At 55.2% G+C, this 17516-nt stretch carries 18 protein-coding genes; 6 read left to right on the forward strand and 12 right to left on the reverse strand.

The window, feature by feature from the left end; translation table 11 throughout:
- Positions 1 to 64: 64 nt before the first annotated feature.
- The 4 genes from OEV49_02580 to OEV49_02595 are packed head-to-tail and all read right to left on the reverse strand — an operon-like array spanning position 65 to position 3830.
- Positions 65 to 922, reverse strand: a complete 858-nt coding sequence (locus tag OEV49_02580) for a toast rack family protein (protein ID MDH3889944.1) — start codon at positions 920 to 922, stop codon at positions 65 to 67.
- Positions 923 to 979: 57 nt separating this feature from the next.
- Positions 980 to 2185, reverse strand: coding sequence for a polymer-forming cytoskeletal protein (locus OEV49_02585; GenBank protein ID MDH3889945.1), 1206 nt, complete (start codon positions 2183 to 2185; stop codon positions 980 to 982).
- Positions 2186 to 2219: 34 nt separating this feature from the next.
- Positions 2220 to 3239, reverse strand: coding sequence for a DUF4097 domain-containing protein (locus OEV49_02590; protein ID MDH3889946.1), 1020 nt, complete (start codon positions 3237 to 3239; stop codon positions 2220 to 2222).
- Between the two features lie 24 nt (positions 3240 to 3263).
- Positions 3264 to 3830, reverse strand: coding sequence for a sigma-70 family RNA polymerase sigma factor (locus OEV49_02595; GenBank protein ID MDH3889947.1), 567 nt, complete (start codon positions 3828 to 3830; stop codon positions 3264 to 3266).
- Between the two features lie 278 nt (positions 3831 to 4108).
- Between OEV49_02595 and OEV49_02600 the strand changes: the two genes are divergently transcribed.
- Positions 4109 to 4369 carry a class I SAM-dependent methyltransferase gene (locus OEV49_02600; protein MDH3889948.1) on the forward strand — a complete coding sequence of 87 codons (261 nt, stop codon included), beginning with the start codon at positions 4109 to 4111 and terminating at the stop codon, positions 4367 to 4369.
- Between the two features lie 11 nt (positions 4370 to 4380).
- A complete protein-coding gene (locus tag OEV49_02605; GenBank protein MDH3889949.1) occupies positions 4381 to 4869 on the forward strand; it encodes a hypothetical protein in 489 nt (162 codons plus the stop codon).
- 17 nt (positions 4870 to 4886) lie between these two features.
- Here the strand turns inward: OEV49_02605 and OEV49_02610 are convergent, their stop codons facing one another.
- The 8 genes from OEV49_02610 to OEV49_02645 all read right to left on the reverse strand — a co-directional run bounded on the left by OEV49_02610 (position 4887) and on the right by OEV49_02645 (position 13015).
- Positions 4887 to 5630, reverse strand: coding sequence for a hypothetical protein (locus OEV49_02610; GenBank protein MDH3889950.1), 744 nt, complete (start codon positions 5628 to 5630; stop codon positions 4887 to 4889).
- A complete protein-coding gene (gene tsaD, locus OEV49_02615) occupies positions 5630 to 6634 on the reverse strand; it encodes a tRNA (adenosine(37)-N6)-threonylcarbamoyltransferase complex transferase subunit TsaD (GenBank protein ID MDH3889951.1) in 1005 nt (334 codons plus the stop codon). The genes OEV49_02610 and tsaD overlap by 1 nt, the downstream gene beginning before the upstream one ends.
- 2 nt (positions 6635 to 6636) lie before the next feature.
- Positions 6637 to 7554, reverse strand: a complete 918-nt coding sequence (locus OEV49_02620) for a CdaR family protein (protein ID MDH3889952.1) — start codon at positions 7552 to 7554, stop codon at positions 6637 to 6639.
- Between the two features lie 669 nt (positions 7555 to 8223).
- On the reverse strand, positions 8224 to 9705 hold the full coding sequence (locus OEV49_02625; GenBank protein ID MDH3889953.1) for a hypothetical protein: 1482 nt from the start codon (positions 9703 to 9705) through the stop codon (positions 8224 to 8226).
- A complete protein-coding gene (locus tag OEV49_02630) occupies positions 9702 to 10895 on the reverse strand; it encodes an amidohydrolase (GenBank protein MDH3889954.1) in 1194 nt (397 codons plus the stop codon). The genes OEV49_02625 and OEV49_02630 overlap by 4 nt, the downstream gene beginning before the upstream one ends.
- Before the next feature lie 21 nt (positions 10896 to 10916).
- Positions 10917 to 11561 (reverse strand): endonuclease V, encoded by a 645-nt coding sequence (locus OEV49_02635; GenBank protein ID MDH3889955.1) that lies wholly within the window; start codon positions 11559 to 11561, stop codon positions 10917 to 10919.
- Between the two features lie 231 nt (positions 11562 to 11792).
- Entirely contained in the window at positions 11793 to 12665 is an 873-nt protein-coding gene (locus OEV49_02640) for a hypothetical protein (protein ID MDH3889956.1), read from the reverse strand.
- Positions 12662 to 13015 (reverse strand): carboxymuconolactone decarboxylase family protein, encoded by a 354-nt coding sequence (locus OEV49_02645; protein ID MDH3889957.1) that lies wholly within the window; start codon positions 13013 to 13015, stop codon positions 12662 to 12664. Before OEV49_02645 ends, OEV49_02640 begins: the two co-directional genes overlap by 4 nt.
- Positions 13016 to 13574: 559 nt before the next feature.
- On the opposite strand from OEV49_02645, the gene OEV49_02650 reads away from it, so the two are divergent.
- The 4 genes from OEV49_02650 to OEV49_02665 all read left to right on the forward strand — a co-directional run bounded on the left by OEV49_02650 (position 13575) and on the right by OEV49_02665 (position 17407).
- On the forward strand, positions 13575 to 14057 hold the full coding sequence (locus OEV49_02650; protein ID MDH3889958.1) for a DinB family protein: 483 nt from the start codon (positions 13575 to 13577) through the stop codon (positions 14055 to 14057).
- 154 nt (positions 14058 to 14211) lie between these two features.
- Positions 14212 to 15993: an indolepyruvate ferredoxin oxidoreductase subunit alpha gene (gene iorA / locus OEV49_02655; protein MDH3889959.1), complete on the forward strand. Its 1782-nt coding sequence runs from the start codon at positions 14212 to 14214 to the stop codon at positions 15991 to 15993.
- A gap of 5 nt (positions 15994 to 15998) precedes the next feature.
- Entirely contained in the window at positions 15999 to 16586 is a 588-nt protein-coding gene (locus tag OEV49_02660) for an indolepyruvate oxidoreductase subunit beta (GenBank protein MDH3889960.1), read from the forward strand.
- 374 nt (positions 16587 to 16960) lie between these two features.
- Positions 16961 to 17407 (forward strand): hypothetical protein, encoded by a 447-nt coding sequence (locus OEV49_02665; GenBank protein ID MDH3889961.1) that lies wholly within the window; start codon positions 16961 to 16963, stop codon positions 17405 to 17407.
- Positions 17408 to 17516 lie beyond the last annotated feature (109 nt).

Here is a 17516-nt window from a genome sequence, read left to right on the forward strand (position 1 = left end):
CTTGAGACGACCACCCAGCCGTAGCCTGTTTCACGGATAATGTTGGACTCTGCTGTGTCAGCCCTTAGCGTTTGAAATAAATGTCGATGGAACCCAGACCGACTTCCAGGTCCAGATAGATCCGAACATCGGCATCTTCAAAGTCATCTGACTCGTAGACGCCATCGTCGACTTCATCGAGATCGTCATTGTGAAAATCGACCGTAGAAAACCACCCCGGATCGCCTGTCTCAACGCGCACCGGTATATCTCTGGGCAGAATAATCTCGGCCGAACCAAGTCCGATTTCGATACTGATCTCGGCTTCGTCTTTGTAATCGCCGCGAAAGTCGAGTTCGAACGATCCCGCGCCCCCCTCGAAACTAAACTGTTCGAAATTGGCGTTACCTATGTTCATAATGGCTACCGAGGCAGCTCCGGCTTCGATATCAATCTCACCCAGTCGCTCCGGATTTGGTTCGGAAAAGTCTATCTCCCCGGACGCGGCTCCAACTTCCAACATTAGTTCGGTCAGGGGAATCCCGCCAAGATCAATCTCGGCATCGCAAGCGCCCACTTCCATTTCCAAAGTCATTGGGTAGCGGTCAGAAAGCACCACCTCCCACCTGTTCTCTTCGGTATCGATATTCCTCTTGCGCCTGAGAGCCGACTCCAGGAGCAACTCTCCGGTGGAACCATGGACATTGTACTCGACCACACACTCAATTCGTCGAGAATCATACTCGACCTCGACAGTGGCCACCTGGGCCATATCCTTGGTGGTGATATAAAACTCGCCGGCAGCGAGATCGATCACTACATCGACTTTCTTCGCCCCTTCAGCCTCAATTTCTTTGGAAAAGTGTTCGATTCTCCCGGCCACAACGGCTACTGCCGCAACCAGAATCAGTACAATAGTAATCGTTGTCAACCGTCGAACCATCGCAGGTCCTCCTGAACTTGGTCTATCTTCTGAGTCTTATCTACGCTGCCTGGCCCGTCAAGTTTCATCGATCGTGGTCGTACCATCGGGTGGTTCCGGCGACAACCGGTCCGGCCGTATCGGCGGTGGCGCCGGAGGTGGCGGTTCGGTGGCGACCCTGGCCCGATCCTTCCAGTCCAGGTATTCGCGGAATCCGAAACGAGTGAGAAAAGCCGCGCCCACTCCCGATGCTACCGGGAAAGCTGTGATCAGGATTGCCAGCACCAGGAAGAACACCCCGAACCCCTCGGCCGGGCCGCCGTCGGCGCCGAGCAAAGTTGCCGACACGAACCAAAGACTCATGGTTAAAAGTATGCCCACCAGTGTCTGGAACAGGCGACCCTTTTCGCCTGCGAGAAGTTGTCGCGAGAGCACGCGACCGACCATGTTACCGAAGGCAATCATGCCAAGGATCGACGCGGCCACATAGGCCAACGGGACCACCCATATTACAAAGGCGCCGACAATTGTGATAGTGACCAACACCATCAACAACGGCATCACAAGCCACAACAGGAAGCCCAGGAAGAAGGTCTTGGCTTTGCTGTTTTCGATGCAGTTGCACAAGTTTTCAGTGTGACGGGGCGCCACCGTAATCACTAAAAGCGCCGACAGCAAAAGAAGACCGGTGAATGATGCGGCGACGATGATGCCGGCCACCGAGAACGGCGAACTCAGATCAAAATCCTCCTCCAGGATGTCGCCGCCGACAAAGCCGCCCTCACGCACGATTACTTTCGGAGCCTGAATGTCGCCGTCGACCCAGCCGGTTTCGGTAATCAGGACGCGCTTGTCAAGTGATCGAACATTGCCGATCACCCAGCCTTTGATCGTCACTCGGCCCAGCACGGTGATGTCACCATCAACGTACTCATCATACCCCACCATGACCGGCCTGGTCTCGAACGGTTTAATCCATTTCTCAACCGTGCAGCGTTCGGCGATGGGGTCTTGGCCGCCTATACCGAAGTCGTCCTGGGGCGGTGGCACCTCGTCCGGTTCGGGAATGCCGGCTTCCCAGCGGCCGCGATCAAAGTCATAATACCAGTCATAACCGGCCGTATCAACCGCGACCACGCCTTCGTCACTTAGCATGATTTCGTAGAAAGTGGTGTCGGCCGGAGCATAGCCCTCATCCGTCCGCTGAGCGGCGGACGGTACGGCCAGGAGGAGGCTCGTCGCAGCAGCGACAATCCAGGCATGTTTGGAGGAGATACTCCTCATCGTACTATCAACGTCCTATGTAAGTCACCAAGGCTCAGAAGGCAGCCAGCGTGACGTCGCCCGAACTGGAAATCAATTCAATCTGAGTTCCGCCGCGTCCGAAGACACCCTTCAATTGATTAGCTGTCATAGCCTCCACCGAAATCGGCAGCTCGGTTGAGATGACACCGGATTCTGTTTCAATCTTGAGTGCTCCGGCTGACTTCTCGGGCACGGAAAACCGAATGGCGCCGGAGCCGGTTCGGACAAAGAAATCGCGCGGACTATTCAGCTCGGTTTGTATATATACGTTGCCGTCATTGTTCTCCAGGTCGATGGCGCCCTGCAACTGACGGACTTGCACGGCGGCGGAGAGAGACTTGATTCGGATGTCACCTTCCACCCACTTCAGGTCGACCTCACCCTCGGCCTGGTTAAGAGTCACATCGCCGATCAGAAACTCGCAGCGCGTATCGCCGGAGCCGTTTTCGATATCGACAGCACCTTCAATGTTGGCCAGGTCGATGTCCCCTGAGGTTTGGCGAACTCTTAAGGGCCCGAACAATGACTCGACCCGGACACTGCCGTGCCCGTTTTCGATGGCTACATCTGCGTTGACAGAGCTCAATTCAATCTGCGCGGCTTTGGCGTGGATCACAACTTTGGCGAAGGCGGGTGCGGTGATGCGATAGTCGACATTTCCGTAGTGCGCCGCCCCGTTCTCAAACTTTTTGCCGAGCAGTGACTTGTCATCAGGGTCGAGGGGGAGATAGTTGGTGGCGATGACAACCTGGTTGCCGCCCTGACGGACATCGATCTCGATCAAGTCGGCGACACGTTTGGCATCTTCAAAATCGCGTCCCCAGACCCGCTTGACTCCTTCGATGATGAGACGGTTGCCGCTACCCTTGGTGATATAAACATCACCGGCCGTCAACGAAAGATCCAACTCGACAGCGGAATGGACTTCAAGCGACTTCTCGAACTCAAACCAGGCCTCGGCCACGACAGGCGAGTAGGACAGCCATAGGAGGATACCAACTAACCACGATATGGTGGCTGTGCGCCATTGCATGTCGAGAAGACCTCCATCCGGTTCTCAGAGCGCGTTCTTCAGCTTCTTCTTAAGAAGTTCGCGGGCTCTGAATATCCTCGCTTTCACCGTTCCAACCGGTATGTTGAGTAGATCGGCTATTTCTTCGTATGATTTATCATCCTTGTGTCTATAGACGATTACTTCGCGGTACTTCACCGGCAACGAAGCGATAGCTTCTTCGATCGACAGCCTCTGTTCTTTGCGCTCCAGGGTTCGCCCGGGATGGTACGAGTAGTCGGGAATCTCGATTTCGACGCTACCATCCTTGGTCTCCAGTTTGCGGTCCAGCGAGAGCGCCTGAATCCGCTTCTTTCGAAGGTGGTCGATAGAACTGTTGGCCGCGATCTTATACAGCCAGGTCGAAAAACGAAACTCGGAACGGTAACTCGCCAGCGAGGAAAAAGCCTTCATAAACGTTTCCTGCACCAAGTCGTTGGCTGTTTCCCTATCGCGCACAATCTTGAACACGATCTGGAAAACGGCTGCTTTGAATCTTAGTGTCAGTTCGGTGTAAGCTCTTTGATCTCCCTCAAGGGCTCGACCGATCAGTGCTATCTCGCTTTCCGGCAACGAACTGGTCTTTCTCTTATGCTGTTACGGGCACACCTGTGCGCAGTTTCACTTTCAGTTAAATATGATATGAAACGGCACCAACGGTAACAAGCTAAATATCACCGTTCATGCTGCCGTCAATCGGCTGTTCATATAGTAAACAGCCAGGTCCACAAAGGGAGCGAACAAGATCACTTGTTGGTCATTATTGAAGAGGTTGGCCCCCCGTCCCAGGCCAGGTACTCCAATATCGGCGTCGGCTGCCGTTCATGCCGACAAGGAGACAAGTAAGAAAAATGTTGTACGACAACCCGAAATACTACGAAGTTGCCTTTTCCTTTCGGGACATTCCATCCGAAGTCGAGTTCATGCAACGCTGCCTGAAACGCTTTTCAAAGATCGGCGTGAACAGTCTGCTTGAGATCGGCTGCGGCCATGCACCTCATGCCGGGGAGTTGATCCGGCGTGAGTTCAGCTATACCGGTCTGGACATCAATAAGAATATGCTCAACCATGCCAGGTCCAAGTGGCAACACCTGCGCCCGGCCCTACACTGATACAGGCGGACATGATAGATTTCACGCTGGAACGCAAAACCGACTTCGCCTATGTCATGATCGGATCGTTGTATCTGAAAAGCGAGGATGATCTCCGCAGTCACCTTGACGCCGTCAGCCGTGCGCTCAAGCCGGGCGGATTGTACTTTCTGGACTGGTGCCTGCAGTTTTTCGATCCGGAAGACTGGGATGAGCGGGTTTCGTTCGAGGCGGAGAAAGACGGGATCAAACTAAGATCACGATTTCATATCGAACCGATTCCGACCGGGCGCAGCACTTATAAAGAGACCTGGACTGTCGATGTGGACGATCATGGGGAGCATCATCAGTTTGAAACGGTCGAACGTAACATGGCCTTGTTCCCGCAGGAGTTCAGAAGTTTCCTGGCCGGTCGCGACGACTTCGAGTTTGTCGGCTGGTGGTCCGACTGGGATCTGGGCCAACCGATCGAGCAATACCCTCAGGTTCATCGCCCTCTGATTATTGTCCGTCGCACCTAAAAGTTTGTCGGCGGCCGCTAGATTCTCCGCACCCGGTAAACCATATTCATAAACTGGTCGATCATCACGCGCCCGGTGTAGTCGGGGCCGGTGAGCTTGAAATAGACGTTGCCCCCGGGTGCTTCGATAACCACACCGACCACCCGGTAATAGTCTCTTACCCCTGTATCTTCGCGGTCAAATCCCTCGGTGGCGGGTGTGTAGATACCATCCATAGACAAAACATGGGCTTTCATGCCACCGATCTCTCGATCATGCTGCCGCGCCGTCTGGCGGGAGTCTCGACCATCGCCGATCGATATCTGATCGATCCATCGATCCATAATCTTCTCGTAGTCAGCGCCCTGCGCGCCGAAGAAGTAGATAGCCGCTTCCGCTTGCTCGGTTTCGTTCTTGAGCGGTCCATAGCGGTAATGGGCCACCATCTCGCCGGATGCGCCCAGGTCCTCCCATTGCGTGGCCGGTACACACCTGACGCCGCCGACCACGACCGGTGTACCGTTCAGATCGAAGGGGACATCCGGGGGGATGTATTCGACGTTGAGGGTCCCACTGTCCCGCAGGGCGGCCATAGTGGCGGAGTCGCGTTGAGTTACACTTTTGGTTTGGTTCTCAGTAGTTGGTTTCTCCTCGGATGTCTCATCGGAAGAGCAGCCGGCAAGCAACATCGTCAGACCAATCAGCAACGCCGTCATCTGAAGCACCAGATATCGAACAGGTGACACCGGACGGGATGTTTTAGCATCGTATTTGCGCATCATCAAACTCCAAGTTTAAGATAAGGCACCGCGCTAACAGCCATTTCCGAGGCTCCTTCGTTCTGAAAACGATAGTAGCCGGCGGCAGCGATCATGGCGCCGTTGTCGGTGCATAGTGGAAGGGTTGGGTAGAACAGCCGACACCCAATTGCATCCAGGCGTTCGGCCAGTATCGTTCGCAGACGACTGTTAGCGGCAACACCGCCGGAGACGGTCACGTCGGCCAGTTGCAGTTCCTTGGCCGCCCGCACAGTCTTTTCCACCAGCACCATCACGGCGGCTTCCTGAAAAGATGCCGCAATGTCGGCCAATTGCTGCTGGATTTGGTCGGGTGACAGCTTTTTGAGATACAGCGCGACCGCCGTCTTCAGTCCTGAGTATGAGAACTGATAGCCCGGTTCTTTGAGCATGGGGCGTGGGAAGCGAAAGAATTCGGGATCGCCGTCGGCAGCCAATCGGTCCAGCCTGGCCCCGCCGGGATAACCCAGCCCCAGCAGTTTGGCCACTTTATCGAAGGCTTCCCCGGCCGCATCATCCTTGGTGGCGCCCAGGATTTTATAGGACCCAAACCCATTGACTTCAACCAACATGGTGTGGCCGCCGGATACGATCAAAGTCAGGTGATGGCTTTGCAGGTCGTGATGTTCAAGCAGGTTGGCCGCAATGTGGCCTTCGATGTGATGCACGGCCACAAACGGGAGTGAAGCGGCAAAGGCCAGCCCTTTGGCAAAAGTCAGTCCGACCAAAAGAGGACCGATCAATCCGGGTCCCATAGTAGCGGCGATTAAATCGATCTGCTCCAGCTCGACCCCAGACTCGCTGAGAGCCTGTCGATAGACACCCACGATCTTGCGCAAATGAGCCCGACCGGCGATCTCGGGCACGACACCGCCGAATTTACTATGGTCGGTTTGAGAAAGAATGACATTCGACAGGATCTCACGGCCACTGCGCACCACCGCCACCGAAGTTTCATCACACGATGTTTCAATGCCGAGTGTGAGCATGATCACAGTCCACTGATTGTGACTGAGTCGACCGAGACAGATTTGACGCGAAAGGTCGAGGGACAGTCCACCCTCACCGCCACGCGACCGGATGAATCCACAGAAGCATAATCGGCTGAGGCAATGAGCGTGGAACCATCAAGTGAGTCGATTGCCTCGGGTGGTCCGGTTAGAACCACATCGAGCTGACTCGGTTGACTTGTGGCCCGGCTGTCCGAGGGCAGGTTGTACAAGACTACCGGGACCGCCTTGAAAACTCTGGTGCGCACCGGCACGACCTCCACCGAGAGGGTCACAGAATCAGGGTCCAGGGTGATACCATAGCCGGCCGGCAGAGCCAGCGGTACGGTAATATCCAGGCTGTTGCGCAGCCCGGTCATTCTTTTATGCTCGGTAAAGACAGTGCTGAATCCGCCCAGCAGCGAACGCGGCCCGACCACCGTTACCTGGTCCGGTTCCGGTCTTGAGATCGAAGCTACCGCGAATCCATCATCGGCCACTGCGACCAGATCGGTCTGTACCTTGAGGTTTACCTCCGATGTGCGGTCGACGTATAACTCCAAACTGCTGGGCGTTATGACTTCATCCAGAGAGATCAGGTTGCTCCCTCCGATCAATGTTGTGTTGGCCGGAGTGAGGGTTAGTTGGTGTCTTCCGGCGGGGAACTGTAGCGCGTTTATGCGCACACCATCCTCGCGCCAGCGGGTGCGACCCAACCGCTTTCCGCTGGCCGACACGACTATCGTCAGGCTATCGGCCGGATACCTGACCAGGGCCAAATCCTCCCCGAGGTTGATGATGTTCAACGGCAGACGTACCTGATAAGTATATACCTTCTCCGTCGCCACGTGAAACCAAAGCAGCACACCGAGAAGAAGCGCCACGATTTTTAGCGCCAGATTGTCGAACAACGATTTCACAGCTCTCCAATTATTCTTCTCAGCCGGGTGATAAATCACTTTTTCGCGCTTCGCGCATTTGCAACCTCACCCTGAGCGGAGTCGAAGGGTGCACGGTCAAGCCGTGTTCTCATATCAACCGACGAGGCGCATCTATTCTAATCAATCGATCCCAGGCAAACAACTATTAAAGTCGAGTCTCTTTGTCATTCCCGCACCCTTTTGTCATCCCCGCGCTCTTCTGTCATCCCCGCGCTCTTCTGTCATCCCCGCGCTCTTCTGTCATCCCCGCGCTCTTCTGTCATCCCCGCGCTCTTTTGTCATTCCCGCGCGCTTCTGTCATTCCCGCACGCTTCTGTCATTCCCGCGCGCTTCTGTCATTCCCGCACCTTTTTGTCATTCCCGCACCTTTTTGTCATTCCCGCACCTTTTTGTCATTCCCGCGCAGGCGGGAATCCATCTTCTCTTCGGGTGGCCGTCTCAAACCTTGTTTGGGACGGGAATCAGCATACCACGCACGGATCTGTGTCGGGCGGGGTCGCCCGACACCACAAGTAGGTTGAAACCCTCTTAGCGGTTCCGACATCGGTCAATGGCAGAACCAGAATCGGTCCTGCCCTACGAAGAAAGCTGGTCTGTCACCCCGAGCGCAGTCGAGGGGCGCCAACAGCCAACAATCCTCCCCATCACTCAGTCGACCCGCGATGGGTTGTTCCACCAAAAACGACTCAGCCCCTGATCACTGCCGACCCACAGATAGTCGCCGTCCAGCACCAAATCGTAAAGATAATCGGAAGGCAGCCCGTCCTGGGTGGTGAATGTCCGCTTGTTTTGTCGTTTGTCTCGATAGTAAACCAGGGTCAGGCCATCGTCGGAGGCCGCGGCGACTATCCTGTCATTGATAGCCAGCGCCACTACCGAGGTACGGATGCGATCGGATATCAACAGCAGTTGGACTTCGCCGGTGCCGCCGTCGGCCCAAACCACGCCATCGGGGCCTGCGAAGACCAACTGGTCCTCCCAGGCCTTGATGGCAAAGACATCACCGGTCAAGGCGTGATCCGGATCGATAAACTGGTGCAGTTTTCCGTTTGAGAGTTGCAGGCGAAAAGCGCCTTCTTCAGTTCCAATCCACAGCAGAGAGTCCACGCGCTCGAAGCAATACACGGCCATTCGATTAAAGCGACCGGGGAATAAGAATTGCGCCGAGTCACCGTCTGAGGTTATCATGGCCAGACCCTCCTGGGTCCCGACGTAGAGAGAGTCGTTCACCAGTTGCAGGCTGAGAACGTTGTCGTGGGGCAGACCGTTGTGTGATGATAGTGTGCGCGTAACACGTTCCATCGATCTGTCATACAAAAGCACCCCTTCTACGGACCCGATGAAAATGGTCTGCTCGTTGACGGCCAGACAGTTCACGTCTACTATCGGATAATCGTTGAAGAACTCCGGTTCCAGATACTCGAAAACATTTTCCTGCGGATCATAGATCGAGATGCCCGAACGTCCGGCCGTCTGGGCTTCTCCGGCCACCCATATCTCGCCGCCATGCGAGTAGACATCGATGACGTTGTTCTGGATGAGTCCGAAAGGCATCGGTTCCATCATCCATGAATTGTCCGAGGCGCGGGCGGCGCCGTAACCCCAGGTGCCGAACCACAGATTGCCGTCATCATCATCAAGAACATCGGTGATCGCAAAGCGCCTACCCTCGGGGTCCTGCAAAGTATTGTCGCTCAGAAAATGAAAATCCGGCGGTGTGTAGATCACAGGCGGTACCTCCACATGCCTGCCGGAGGTGTTGACCTGAGGCAGCTCGGAAAGCGTATACCAACGATCGAAGAGCGAATCATACTCGTAGATTCCCGTGGCCGTCTCGGCATACAGCCGAGTATCGAACTGGTCCACCACGACGCGCACAACCTGCTCGCTGCCGAGCCCTTCGCCGCCGGTCAGCGGCATTTCCCAGTGGTTCTCCATCTTGTTGTATCGGGTGATACCTTCGGTGGTAGCGAAGTAGACATACCTCATGGAACTGCTGATCGAGTTGACATAGCTGAAATCGGCGAAAGTGATAACCTGATCTTTGAGAATATCCGCCTGCGACGAAGATGCCAAAACAAACAGAGCCGTAAACCAAATGGCAGAGTTTCTGAGCCGACTATGCATCATTTGCGGTCGCTCGTCAGTGAGTCTATGACGGCGGCACACAAGAGGGCGGTGCCAAAGGTCAGCGCTTCTTCATCGACAATGAAGTGAGGGGAGTGCCACGGTTTGTCGGCGCCGATTTTCGGGTTGCGGCAGCCCAGCCGAAACATTGCGCCCGGCACCAGTTGTAAATAGCGAGCGAAATCTTCGCCGCCTAAGACCGGGGGAGTGGTGACCAATTTCCCACTGCCGAACAAGGCCGTAAAACTGCCCGACAGGATTTTGTTGGCCACCGGGTGGTTTTTGAATACCGGGTAACCGTGCGTGATGTTCACTTCTACCTTTGCGCCGTGGGCGCGGCCAATCGACTGAGCGATTCGCTTTACCAGCTTGGGCAGTTCGCGCGCCGCTTGTTCCGATAAGGCCCGAGCGGTACCGTTCAATGTCACCCGGTCGGTGATCACGTTGCGTGCCACACCGCCTTCGATCCGACCGATGGTGATAGCCACCGGCGCGATTGGGTCGATCTTGCGCGATGCAATCGTCTGCAAAGCCTGGACAATCTCCGCGGCCACCACGACGGCGTCGACCGTCTCATGAGGTCGTGCTCCGTGTCCGCCGCGACCGTGAACGATCAAATCAAAATCGTTCACGGCAGCCATAGTAACGCCATCGCGCAGGCCGATCTTTCCGGTCGCCACGGTTGGGTCGACGTGCAGACCGAAGATCATGGAGACACTATCCAGGGCGCCGTTTTCAATCATTGGGGCTGCGCCGCCAGGCGGCATTTCCTCGGCCGGTTGGAAAATGAATCGAACCGTCCCCGGCAGATCATCTCGCATCTCTGACAACACGGCCGCCGCTCCCAACAGCGAGGCCATGTGCACGTCATGCCCGCATGCGTGCATGCAACCGTCGACCTTCGAGCCGAAACTCAAGCCGGTGCGTTCTGTTACCGGCAAGGCATCAATGTCGCTACGCAGCGCTATCGTGCGGCCCGGTCGCTTACCGCGAACCTCAGCTAACAGTCCGGTTTTCATTTTGAGAGGTAGAATCTTCAGACCCATGGAAGACACAGCCCGGCGAAGGTAGGCTGTTGTCTTGTGCTCGGCAAATGAGAGTTCAGGATGCTGATGGAAATGTCGTCGCCAGGCAATCTGTTTGCGGCGCCACTTCCGGGTCGCTTTAATGATGTTCGAGTGGATCGTTTGCATGTTACCTCGGTTGGTCTGACATCAAATAACTTCGGATGGCGTGGCCTGGCTTTTTCTCTCGGATCGACGTTTGTATTTATGGGTTAGCAGGTGGGCTAGTCGTAGCGGTTCGGGCTGGCGAAATCCGCGCAGACAACGTTTTGTCAGATCAACTGCGCCGGGCAGGTCGCACAGATGCCCCGGGGAGATGAAAATCGGCTTGACCTTATCTTTGCTGCGGTAGGCCATGCCTACTTCATCGGAGTTCAACATGATTGGCTGGGCCGAACCTTTAGTCGGCGCCACTTCGCGATGATGACCGGCCAGTGATTTGCGGCAACAACCGATAGCCGGCATGTCAAAAACGACGCCAAGAGAACTGGCCAATCCGCAACGGAGTGGATGAGCGATGCCGTGACCATGAACCATGAGCAAGTCCGGGGTGGCCACAACTTTCGAGAGGGCTTGAGCAATCACCGGCCCCTCGCGAAAGTACAATAGACCCGGTTCGTAGCTCCATCCGGCCGGCCCGTGTGAGAAGACGCATTCAATCTCCTCGAGGTCGGGAAAACTCATCACAGCCGCGCAGCAGTAGAGCGTCTCGCCACCTGCGCCGTAGGCTGTCTCGACGGCAACGATCAGGCGTGGTTCTGGACTTATGGGCAGAAGTTTGACTTGCTGCGCCACACTCTCCTGATACTGGTATGCTTCCGCTTTTGACTTCGGCCACTCTCGAACATGTATAGGCTGCACAGTAGAATCATCCCTCCAGATAACCGGGCCTGTGGTAGTTCCAATCAATGTCGGACAACAGTTAAGCTACATTATAGAGGTACGGCCAAGTCCATACAAGTTTTTTATCGATTCACGTTTCGGCAAAGCCGGACAGTTTGTCTTGGCTCCGGATGTACCATGACGTCACTGGATGCTCAGCCGGTAGTAACCGCGCTCTTCGTACTCCGGTGCCAGTTGTTCAATCGCGGCCAAATCTATCCAGGGTTTGTGTCGGTCGTCGGTGAGTAGCGGAATGTGAAAGTCGCACGCTTCCTCGCAGCCACAGCCGACGACATAGCGGATATCGCCTGAGTCGTTTTCCACTTTCAACATCACTACATAAACACGCCCTTTTCGGCCCGTCTTATTCTGAGTGATGAGCAAGTCGCCCGGCATCAAGTCCTCGGGTTTGATGGCTGTGCAGTTGGCGGCAAGACTTCGGTAGTCCGACTGATCAATGCACAACATCATGAACTTGAAGAACTCGCGTGCACTTGGCTGACGTCGTTCTCCCGGTTCAAAAAACGGTTCCATACGGTTATTGAAGAGCAGATCACCGCCCAGGAAGTCCTGGTAGCGCAAAGTGTCGCCCGCCTTAGGCAGGATTCTAAACTCCGATTCACGATGATGGAGAAACAGCCACTCACCCAGGATGCGCAACGGAATCGACTTGTCGTTGAAACGGTCACCTCTCCAGGGCAGATGGATAGGCCGTGAGATTTCATCGCGCTCATACAACTTGCGACCTTTCCAATGACCGACCGGACGCCACCGGTGCCACAGCGGGAAGTTCGATACCCAGTTCTGAAACGCAGTTTGCTCGGATGAATCTGGCCGATGAAACCCGTCCGGCCATACAAACTCTGTCTCGAAAGTGAAGACCGAGTCGGTCATGGTGACGAACGGATAATGATCATGATACCACCTTACGATCTCCGGCAGAGCGGTGGAATCCTGAGCTGCCACCGAGCCGCCGCTCATCAGAAGAATCAGTAGACAAACTACGGTTCTCGTCATGAATCACTCTCCGTTTTCATCTCTTGCCACAACTCACTCGCCCGGCGGACATGAGGGATGGTGATGGACCCACCGACAACCATGCCGACGCTCATAACTTCATCGAATTCCTGATCCGTGACGTTCATACTTTTCGCCTGTATGGTGTGGTAGCTGATGCAGTCATCGCAACGAAGGACCAGCGAGGCGACCAGTCCGAGTAGCTCTTTGGTTTTTGTGTCCAGTGCGCCGTCGCGGTAAACTGCTGAGTCGATCCCGAAGAACCGCTTGATATTGATATTGTCTCGCGACAGTACGATTTCATTAAGTCTTTCTCGCTCTTTCTTGAACAGTTCTACCGATTTGGCCATGTTTTTCTCCCGGTTTTTTGGCGAATATAGCCGTGTCGGGAAACCAGGGCAACACAAAACAGGCTCGGGTCGACCGAGGTCATTCCCGCGCAGGCGGGAATCCACTCTTGGCACGTGCTGTAAGGCGACTCGCCTGACAGCCCATGCGCGAAAACCCCGCGTGGCGTCTGGGTGTCGGGTGGAGTCCCTCAACACCACCCACAGTAGAGCGGGTCCGTCTTCGCCTGCGCGCCACCGTCGTTGGGTGGCCGCCGCAAGCCTTGAGGCTGTGTCGCAGTAGCAGGTTCCTCCTGTTCCTGCGTTTGCCGAAGGCGAGCGTGTGAACCGGGGGTTTCAAAGGCTGCTCCTACACCACGCCTTAGTAAGAGTCGCAGGGTCACAACCACGCCTAAGGCGTGGTCAGGACCCTGCGAAACCACAGTATGATGCAGCCTGCGGGCTCTGCCCGTGCCACCCAATCAAGTCGGCAGAAGACTGGCCAAAGGTATTGACATTTGCCGGCGGATGGCTGCATACTGTACCCAATTGGTAGATTATCACTCAAATCGAAGGAGACCCGATGAACCAGAAAGTAGCTCTCTTTGCCAAACAGTACCAAATCAACCGCTGGTTGATCTCGTCAGCCTTGAAAGACCTTTCGCAGGAAGCCATCGAGAGTCGAATCGAGGATAAAGGTAATTCCATGAAGTGGTTGGTCGGACACCTGGCTTCCTCGCGTTTTGTAGTCCTCAGCCATATTGGAATCGAACAGGAGCGACCGTTCGGCGATCTGTTTGCGCGCGGCGCCGAGGTGAAAGATGCCGCTGACTATCCGTCGTATGCCGAGATTCTCAAAGTCTGGGAGGAAGTTGCGGATAAGGTCGAGGCGCGGTTTGAAGAGTTGACCGACGATGATCTGGGTGCGCCGATGGATGCTCAGTATCCCATTAGCGACGGCACGGCTTTGAGCGGTATTGCTTTTTTGGCCTTACACGAGACCTATCACGCCGGACAACTGGCCTATATCAGACGCCTGAACGGCGGCGACCAAATCACCGGGTGAGGGGGCGCCAGCCCCGTTTGCGAGCATTCGCGGAAATTGTTTACAGACCCCTTGCCAATTAGCTGCTACTTCCTTATCATCCACTTCGTGAAAAAGTTCACTTGCGTGAACCAGGGTTAGTTAGAGAAAGGCCTGAACAGATCAAGAGAAAGATATGAAAGAACTGATGTCGGGAAATGAAGCGGTGGCACGCGGTGCCTTTGAGGCCGATGTGAAACTCGCCTCGGCCTATCCGGGGACACCGTCGACTGAGATACTCGAAACGATTGCCGCCAAGTATCGATCAGTGTATGCGCAGTGGTCGCCCAATGAGAAAGTTGCCTACGAAGTGGCAATCGGTGCTTCGATGGGCGGGGCGCGGGCGATGGTTACCATGAAGCATGTCGGTCTCAATGTGGCGGCCGATCCGTTCATGACCCATTCGTACACCGGCGGCGGTGGTGGTTTTGTCATTGTCTGCGCCGATGATCCGGAGATGCACTCTTCGCAAAACGAGCAGGACAACCGTCACTACGCCAAGTTCGCTCAGGTGCCGATGCTGGAACCGTCCGACTCAGCCGAAGCGCGCGCAATGTTGCTGGCCGGTTACGAAATCTCCGAGGAGTTTGATACGCCGGTGATGCTTAGGTTGACTACTCGCATCTCGCACGCCAAAACTGTGGTCGAAGTTGGTGAGCAGGTGACAACCCAACCGAAGAAATTCGCAAAGGAACCGGCCAAGTATGTCATGATCCCCGGTTTTGCCCGCGGGCGTCACGAAGTAGTGCGCAAGCGGCTGGCCGGTCTTGAGGAGTTCACGGAACAGTCACCATACAACTACATTGAGAACAACGGCTCCAAAGTCGGCATTATCACCGGTGGGATCGCGTTCCAATATGCCAAAGAAGTGGCGCCTGAATTGGACTATCTGAAACTGGGCCTGAGCTTTCCGTTGCCCATGAAGATGATCGGCGATTTTGTGAAGAGTCACGAACGGGTGATCGTGGTCGAGGAACTCGAACCTTTCTACGAGGATCAGATTCGTGCTGCCGGTTTCGATGTGGAGGGGAAGAAGTTTTTTGGTCATCTGGGCGAGTACTCGCCGCATCGTGTCGCCCAGGGTCTTAAGGACGCCGGTGTTTTGACAGAAGTCTCAGTCGTTGCCAAGACGAATGGGTCACCGCTCTTCCCGCGTCCTCCGGTGCTGTGCCCCGGCTGTCCGCATCGTGGCATGTTTATGGCGCTAAAAAAGCTCAAGGTGGCCGTCACCGGCGACATCGGGTGCTACACACTGGGAGCGCTACCGCCGCTGAAGGCGCTTGATAGTTGTATCTGCATGGGTGCCTCAATCGGGAATGCAATCGGCATGGGACGGGTCGACGGTTCCGAGAACGGGGTGGTGGCGGTGATAGGTGACTCGACCTTTCTGCATAGCGGTATTACCGGTCTGTTGGACGCAACATTCAACAAGAGCAACGTTACCGTCGTTATACTCGACAACAGCACCACGGCCATGACCGGCGGACAGGAACATCCGGGCACCGGTCGCACCTTGATGGGGGGCACGGCCGGAAAGGTGGACCTGCCGAAGCTGTGCCGGGCGCTGGGTATCTCTCGCGTGCATGAAGTGGATGCTTATGACTACGACGCATGTATGAGCGCAGTCAAACAGGAACTGCACTCGGACGAACCCTCGGTGCTGATTACCAATCGTCCATGTGTGCTGATGCCCGAACGAATAATGGATGAACCATACGTGGTCGACCTGGCCCATTGCAACGGCTGCTCGGCCTGTTTCCGGATTTCCTGTCCGGCTATCGCAGCTTCGGATGAGACCAATGATCACGGCCATCCCAAGGCGGTGATCGACGAGACTCTTTGCACCGGTTGCACACTGTGCGCGCAGATTTGTCCCGAGGAGGCGATCGTCTTGAAAAATCAGATGGTGAAAGTGTAGGTGTGATGATGGAATGTGAATTCAGCATACTGATCGTGGGGGTCGGCGGCCAGGGGGTGCTTCTGGCCTCGGAATTGATTGCCGCCGTGGCTTTGAAATCAAACCTGGATGTGAAAAAGTCCGAAGTGCACGGAATGGCCCAGCGTGGGGGGGTGGTTTCTTCGCATGTGCGGATAGGACACCGCGTCCATTCACCCACCATTTCTTATGGCCGGGCCGATGTTCTGATTTCGTTCGAGCAGGCGGAGGGATTGCGGGCGATAGATTGGATCAAAGAAGACGGGGTGGCAATTGTCTCGACCACTTCGATAGTTCCGGCCATAGTGAGTTCATCCAGGGAATTGTCCTATCCCGACGAACCGATCAAGCAGATGCGAGAAAAAGCCGAACGAGTGGTGTCTGTCGAGGCCGACATGATCGCCAGGGAGTTGGGTAACCCGCGCCTGGTCAACACGGTTCTTCTGGGGGTGCTGTCGAACCACCTGCCGTTCGATGCTGCCTTGTGGCGTGAGGTGATCGAAGCCGGTGTCAAGGCGCAGTTTGTCGAGGCCAATCTGGCCGCCTTCGAGCGTGGCCGCTCTGTGGAGGCTTAGTAGGGCAGGGTCCGTCTTCGGACCGGCAACTCGCAGACCAGTCACCCGCCATTTTGTCATACTGGCGAAGGCCAGTATCCAGTCTTCGATTTGGGTGGCCGCCTCCAACCTTGTATGGGGCGGGTGTCCAACTACCGTAGAATCACCCCCAAAGCGACTTTGAGGGTGCCACCCAGCCGGCCACAGAGGTGGCGCAGTCTTTACTTGTAGGTCAGGAGCGCTCAGGGCTCCTGACCTACAAGACTATACCTACTCTATCTTGACAAAAACCATCGCGGGTCTATTTTGACTTATTGTGAGACAGCCTCAAGCAGGTCAACCGCTCAAATGGAATCTAACAATGAATACGGAGGAACAGTAGTATGGGAGACAAGATGGACAAGGATGAATATGTCGAGCTATGGAAGTTTTTTCGAGATAAATCGATAAGCGTCAAAGGGGCTATGTTCAATACGATCTCCTGGATATTGAGTATAGCGGTCGCTATCCTGGGGTTCATAGTTGCAAGTGTGGCTGACGGACAACCGAAGAACCCGGATATTGATCTATCTCTGCTGATGAAAACTGGCTCCGTAGCCGGCATGATGATTTGTGCATACGCCTTCATCGCACTTGAAGAGTCAGCAAAGTGGATTCGGAAGCACTTGAGGTGCGCAGAAAAATGTCTATCGAAATCTGACAGACTGAAGGACATTGTTGGCACCGATCACAATAAAGATAAAAGTGTGGGTACGGTTTGGTTGCTGCGTGGACTCGTAATTACCATATTTGGTGTCTTCGTAGTGGGCTTTGGGTGGTCATGCTGTTTCAGTGCGGGCTGAAGTACTTGGGTGGGAAGGACCCAGTGCAATATTAGTAAGATGGTGGGTTCACGGCTCGGCTGCGCTTGAGGTGACATGGTAAAGACTGGATTCTGGCCTTCGCCAGAAT

This window comes from Candidatus Zixiibacteriota bacterium (assembly GCA_029860345.1).
In the GTDB taxonomy this organism is placed as follows: Bacteria; Zixibacteria; MSB-5A5; order GN15; family FEB-12; genus JAJRTA01.

Coding starts and splice junctions, on each gene's coding strand:
- OEV49_02665 (MDH3889961.1), top strand. CDS start 16,961: ATGGACAAGGATGAATATGTCGAGCTATGGAAGTTTTTTCGAGATAAA.
- OEV49_02610 (MDH3889950.1), bottom strand. CDS start 5,630: ATGATGCGCAAATACGATGCTAAAACATCCCGTCCGGTGTCACCTGTT.
- OEV49_02605 (MDH3889949.1), top strand. CDS start 4,381: ATGATAGATTTCACGCTGGAACGCAAAACCGACTTCGCCTATGTCATG.
- OEV49_02630 (MDH3889954.1), bottom strand. CDS start 10,895: ATGCAAACGATCCACTCGAACATCATTAAAGCGACCCGGAAGTGGCGC.
- OEV49_02660 (MDH3889960.1), top strand. CDS start 15,999: ATGATGGAATGTGAATTCAGCATACTGATCGTGGGGGTCGGCGGCCAG.
- OEV49_02585 (MDH3889945.1), bottom strand. CDS start 2,185: ATGAGGAGTATCTCCTCCAAACATGCCTGGATTGTCGCTGCTGCGACG.
- OEV49_02590 (MDH3889946.1), bottom strand. CDS start 3,239: ATGCAATGGCGCACAGCCACCATATCGTGGTTAGTTGGTATCCTCCTA.
- OEV49_02625 (MDH3889953.1), bottom strand. CDS start 9,705: ATGATGCATAGTCGGCTCAGAAACTCTGCCATTTGGTTTACGGCTCTG.
- OEV49_02600 (MDH3889948.1), top strand. CDS start 4,109: ATGTTGTACGACAACCCGAAATACTACGAAGTTGCCTTTTCCTTTCGG.
- OEV49_02640 (MDH3889956.1), bottom strand. CDS start 12,665: ATGACGAGAACCGTAGTTTGTCTACTGATTCTTCTGATGAGCGGCGGC.
- OEV49_02645 (MDH3889957.1), bottom strand. CDS start 13,015: ATGGCCAAATCGGTAGAACTGTTCAAGAAAGAGCGAGAAAGACTTAAT.
- tsaD (MDH3889951.1), bottom strand. CDS start 6,634: ATGCTCACACTCGGCATTGAAACATCGTGTGATGAAACTTCGGTGGCG.
- OEV49_02650 (MDH3889958.1), top strand. CDS start 13,575: ATGAACCAGAAAGTAGCTCTCTTTGCCAAACAGTACCAAATCAACCGC.
- iorA (MDH3889959.1), top strand. CDS start 14,212: ATGAAAGAACTGATGTCGGGAAATGAAGCGGTGGCACGCGGTGCCTTT.
- OEV49_02580 (MDH3889944.1), bottom strand. CDS start 922: ATGGTTCGACGGTTGACAACGATTACTATTGTACTGATTCTGGTTGCG.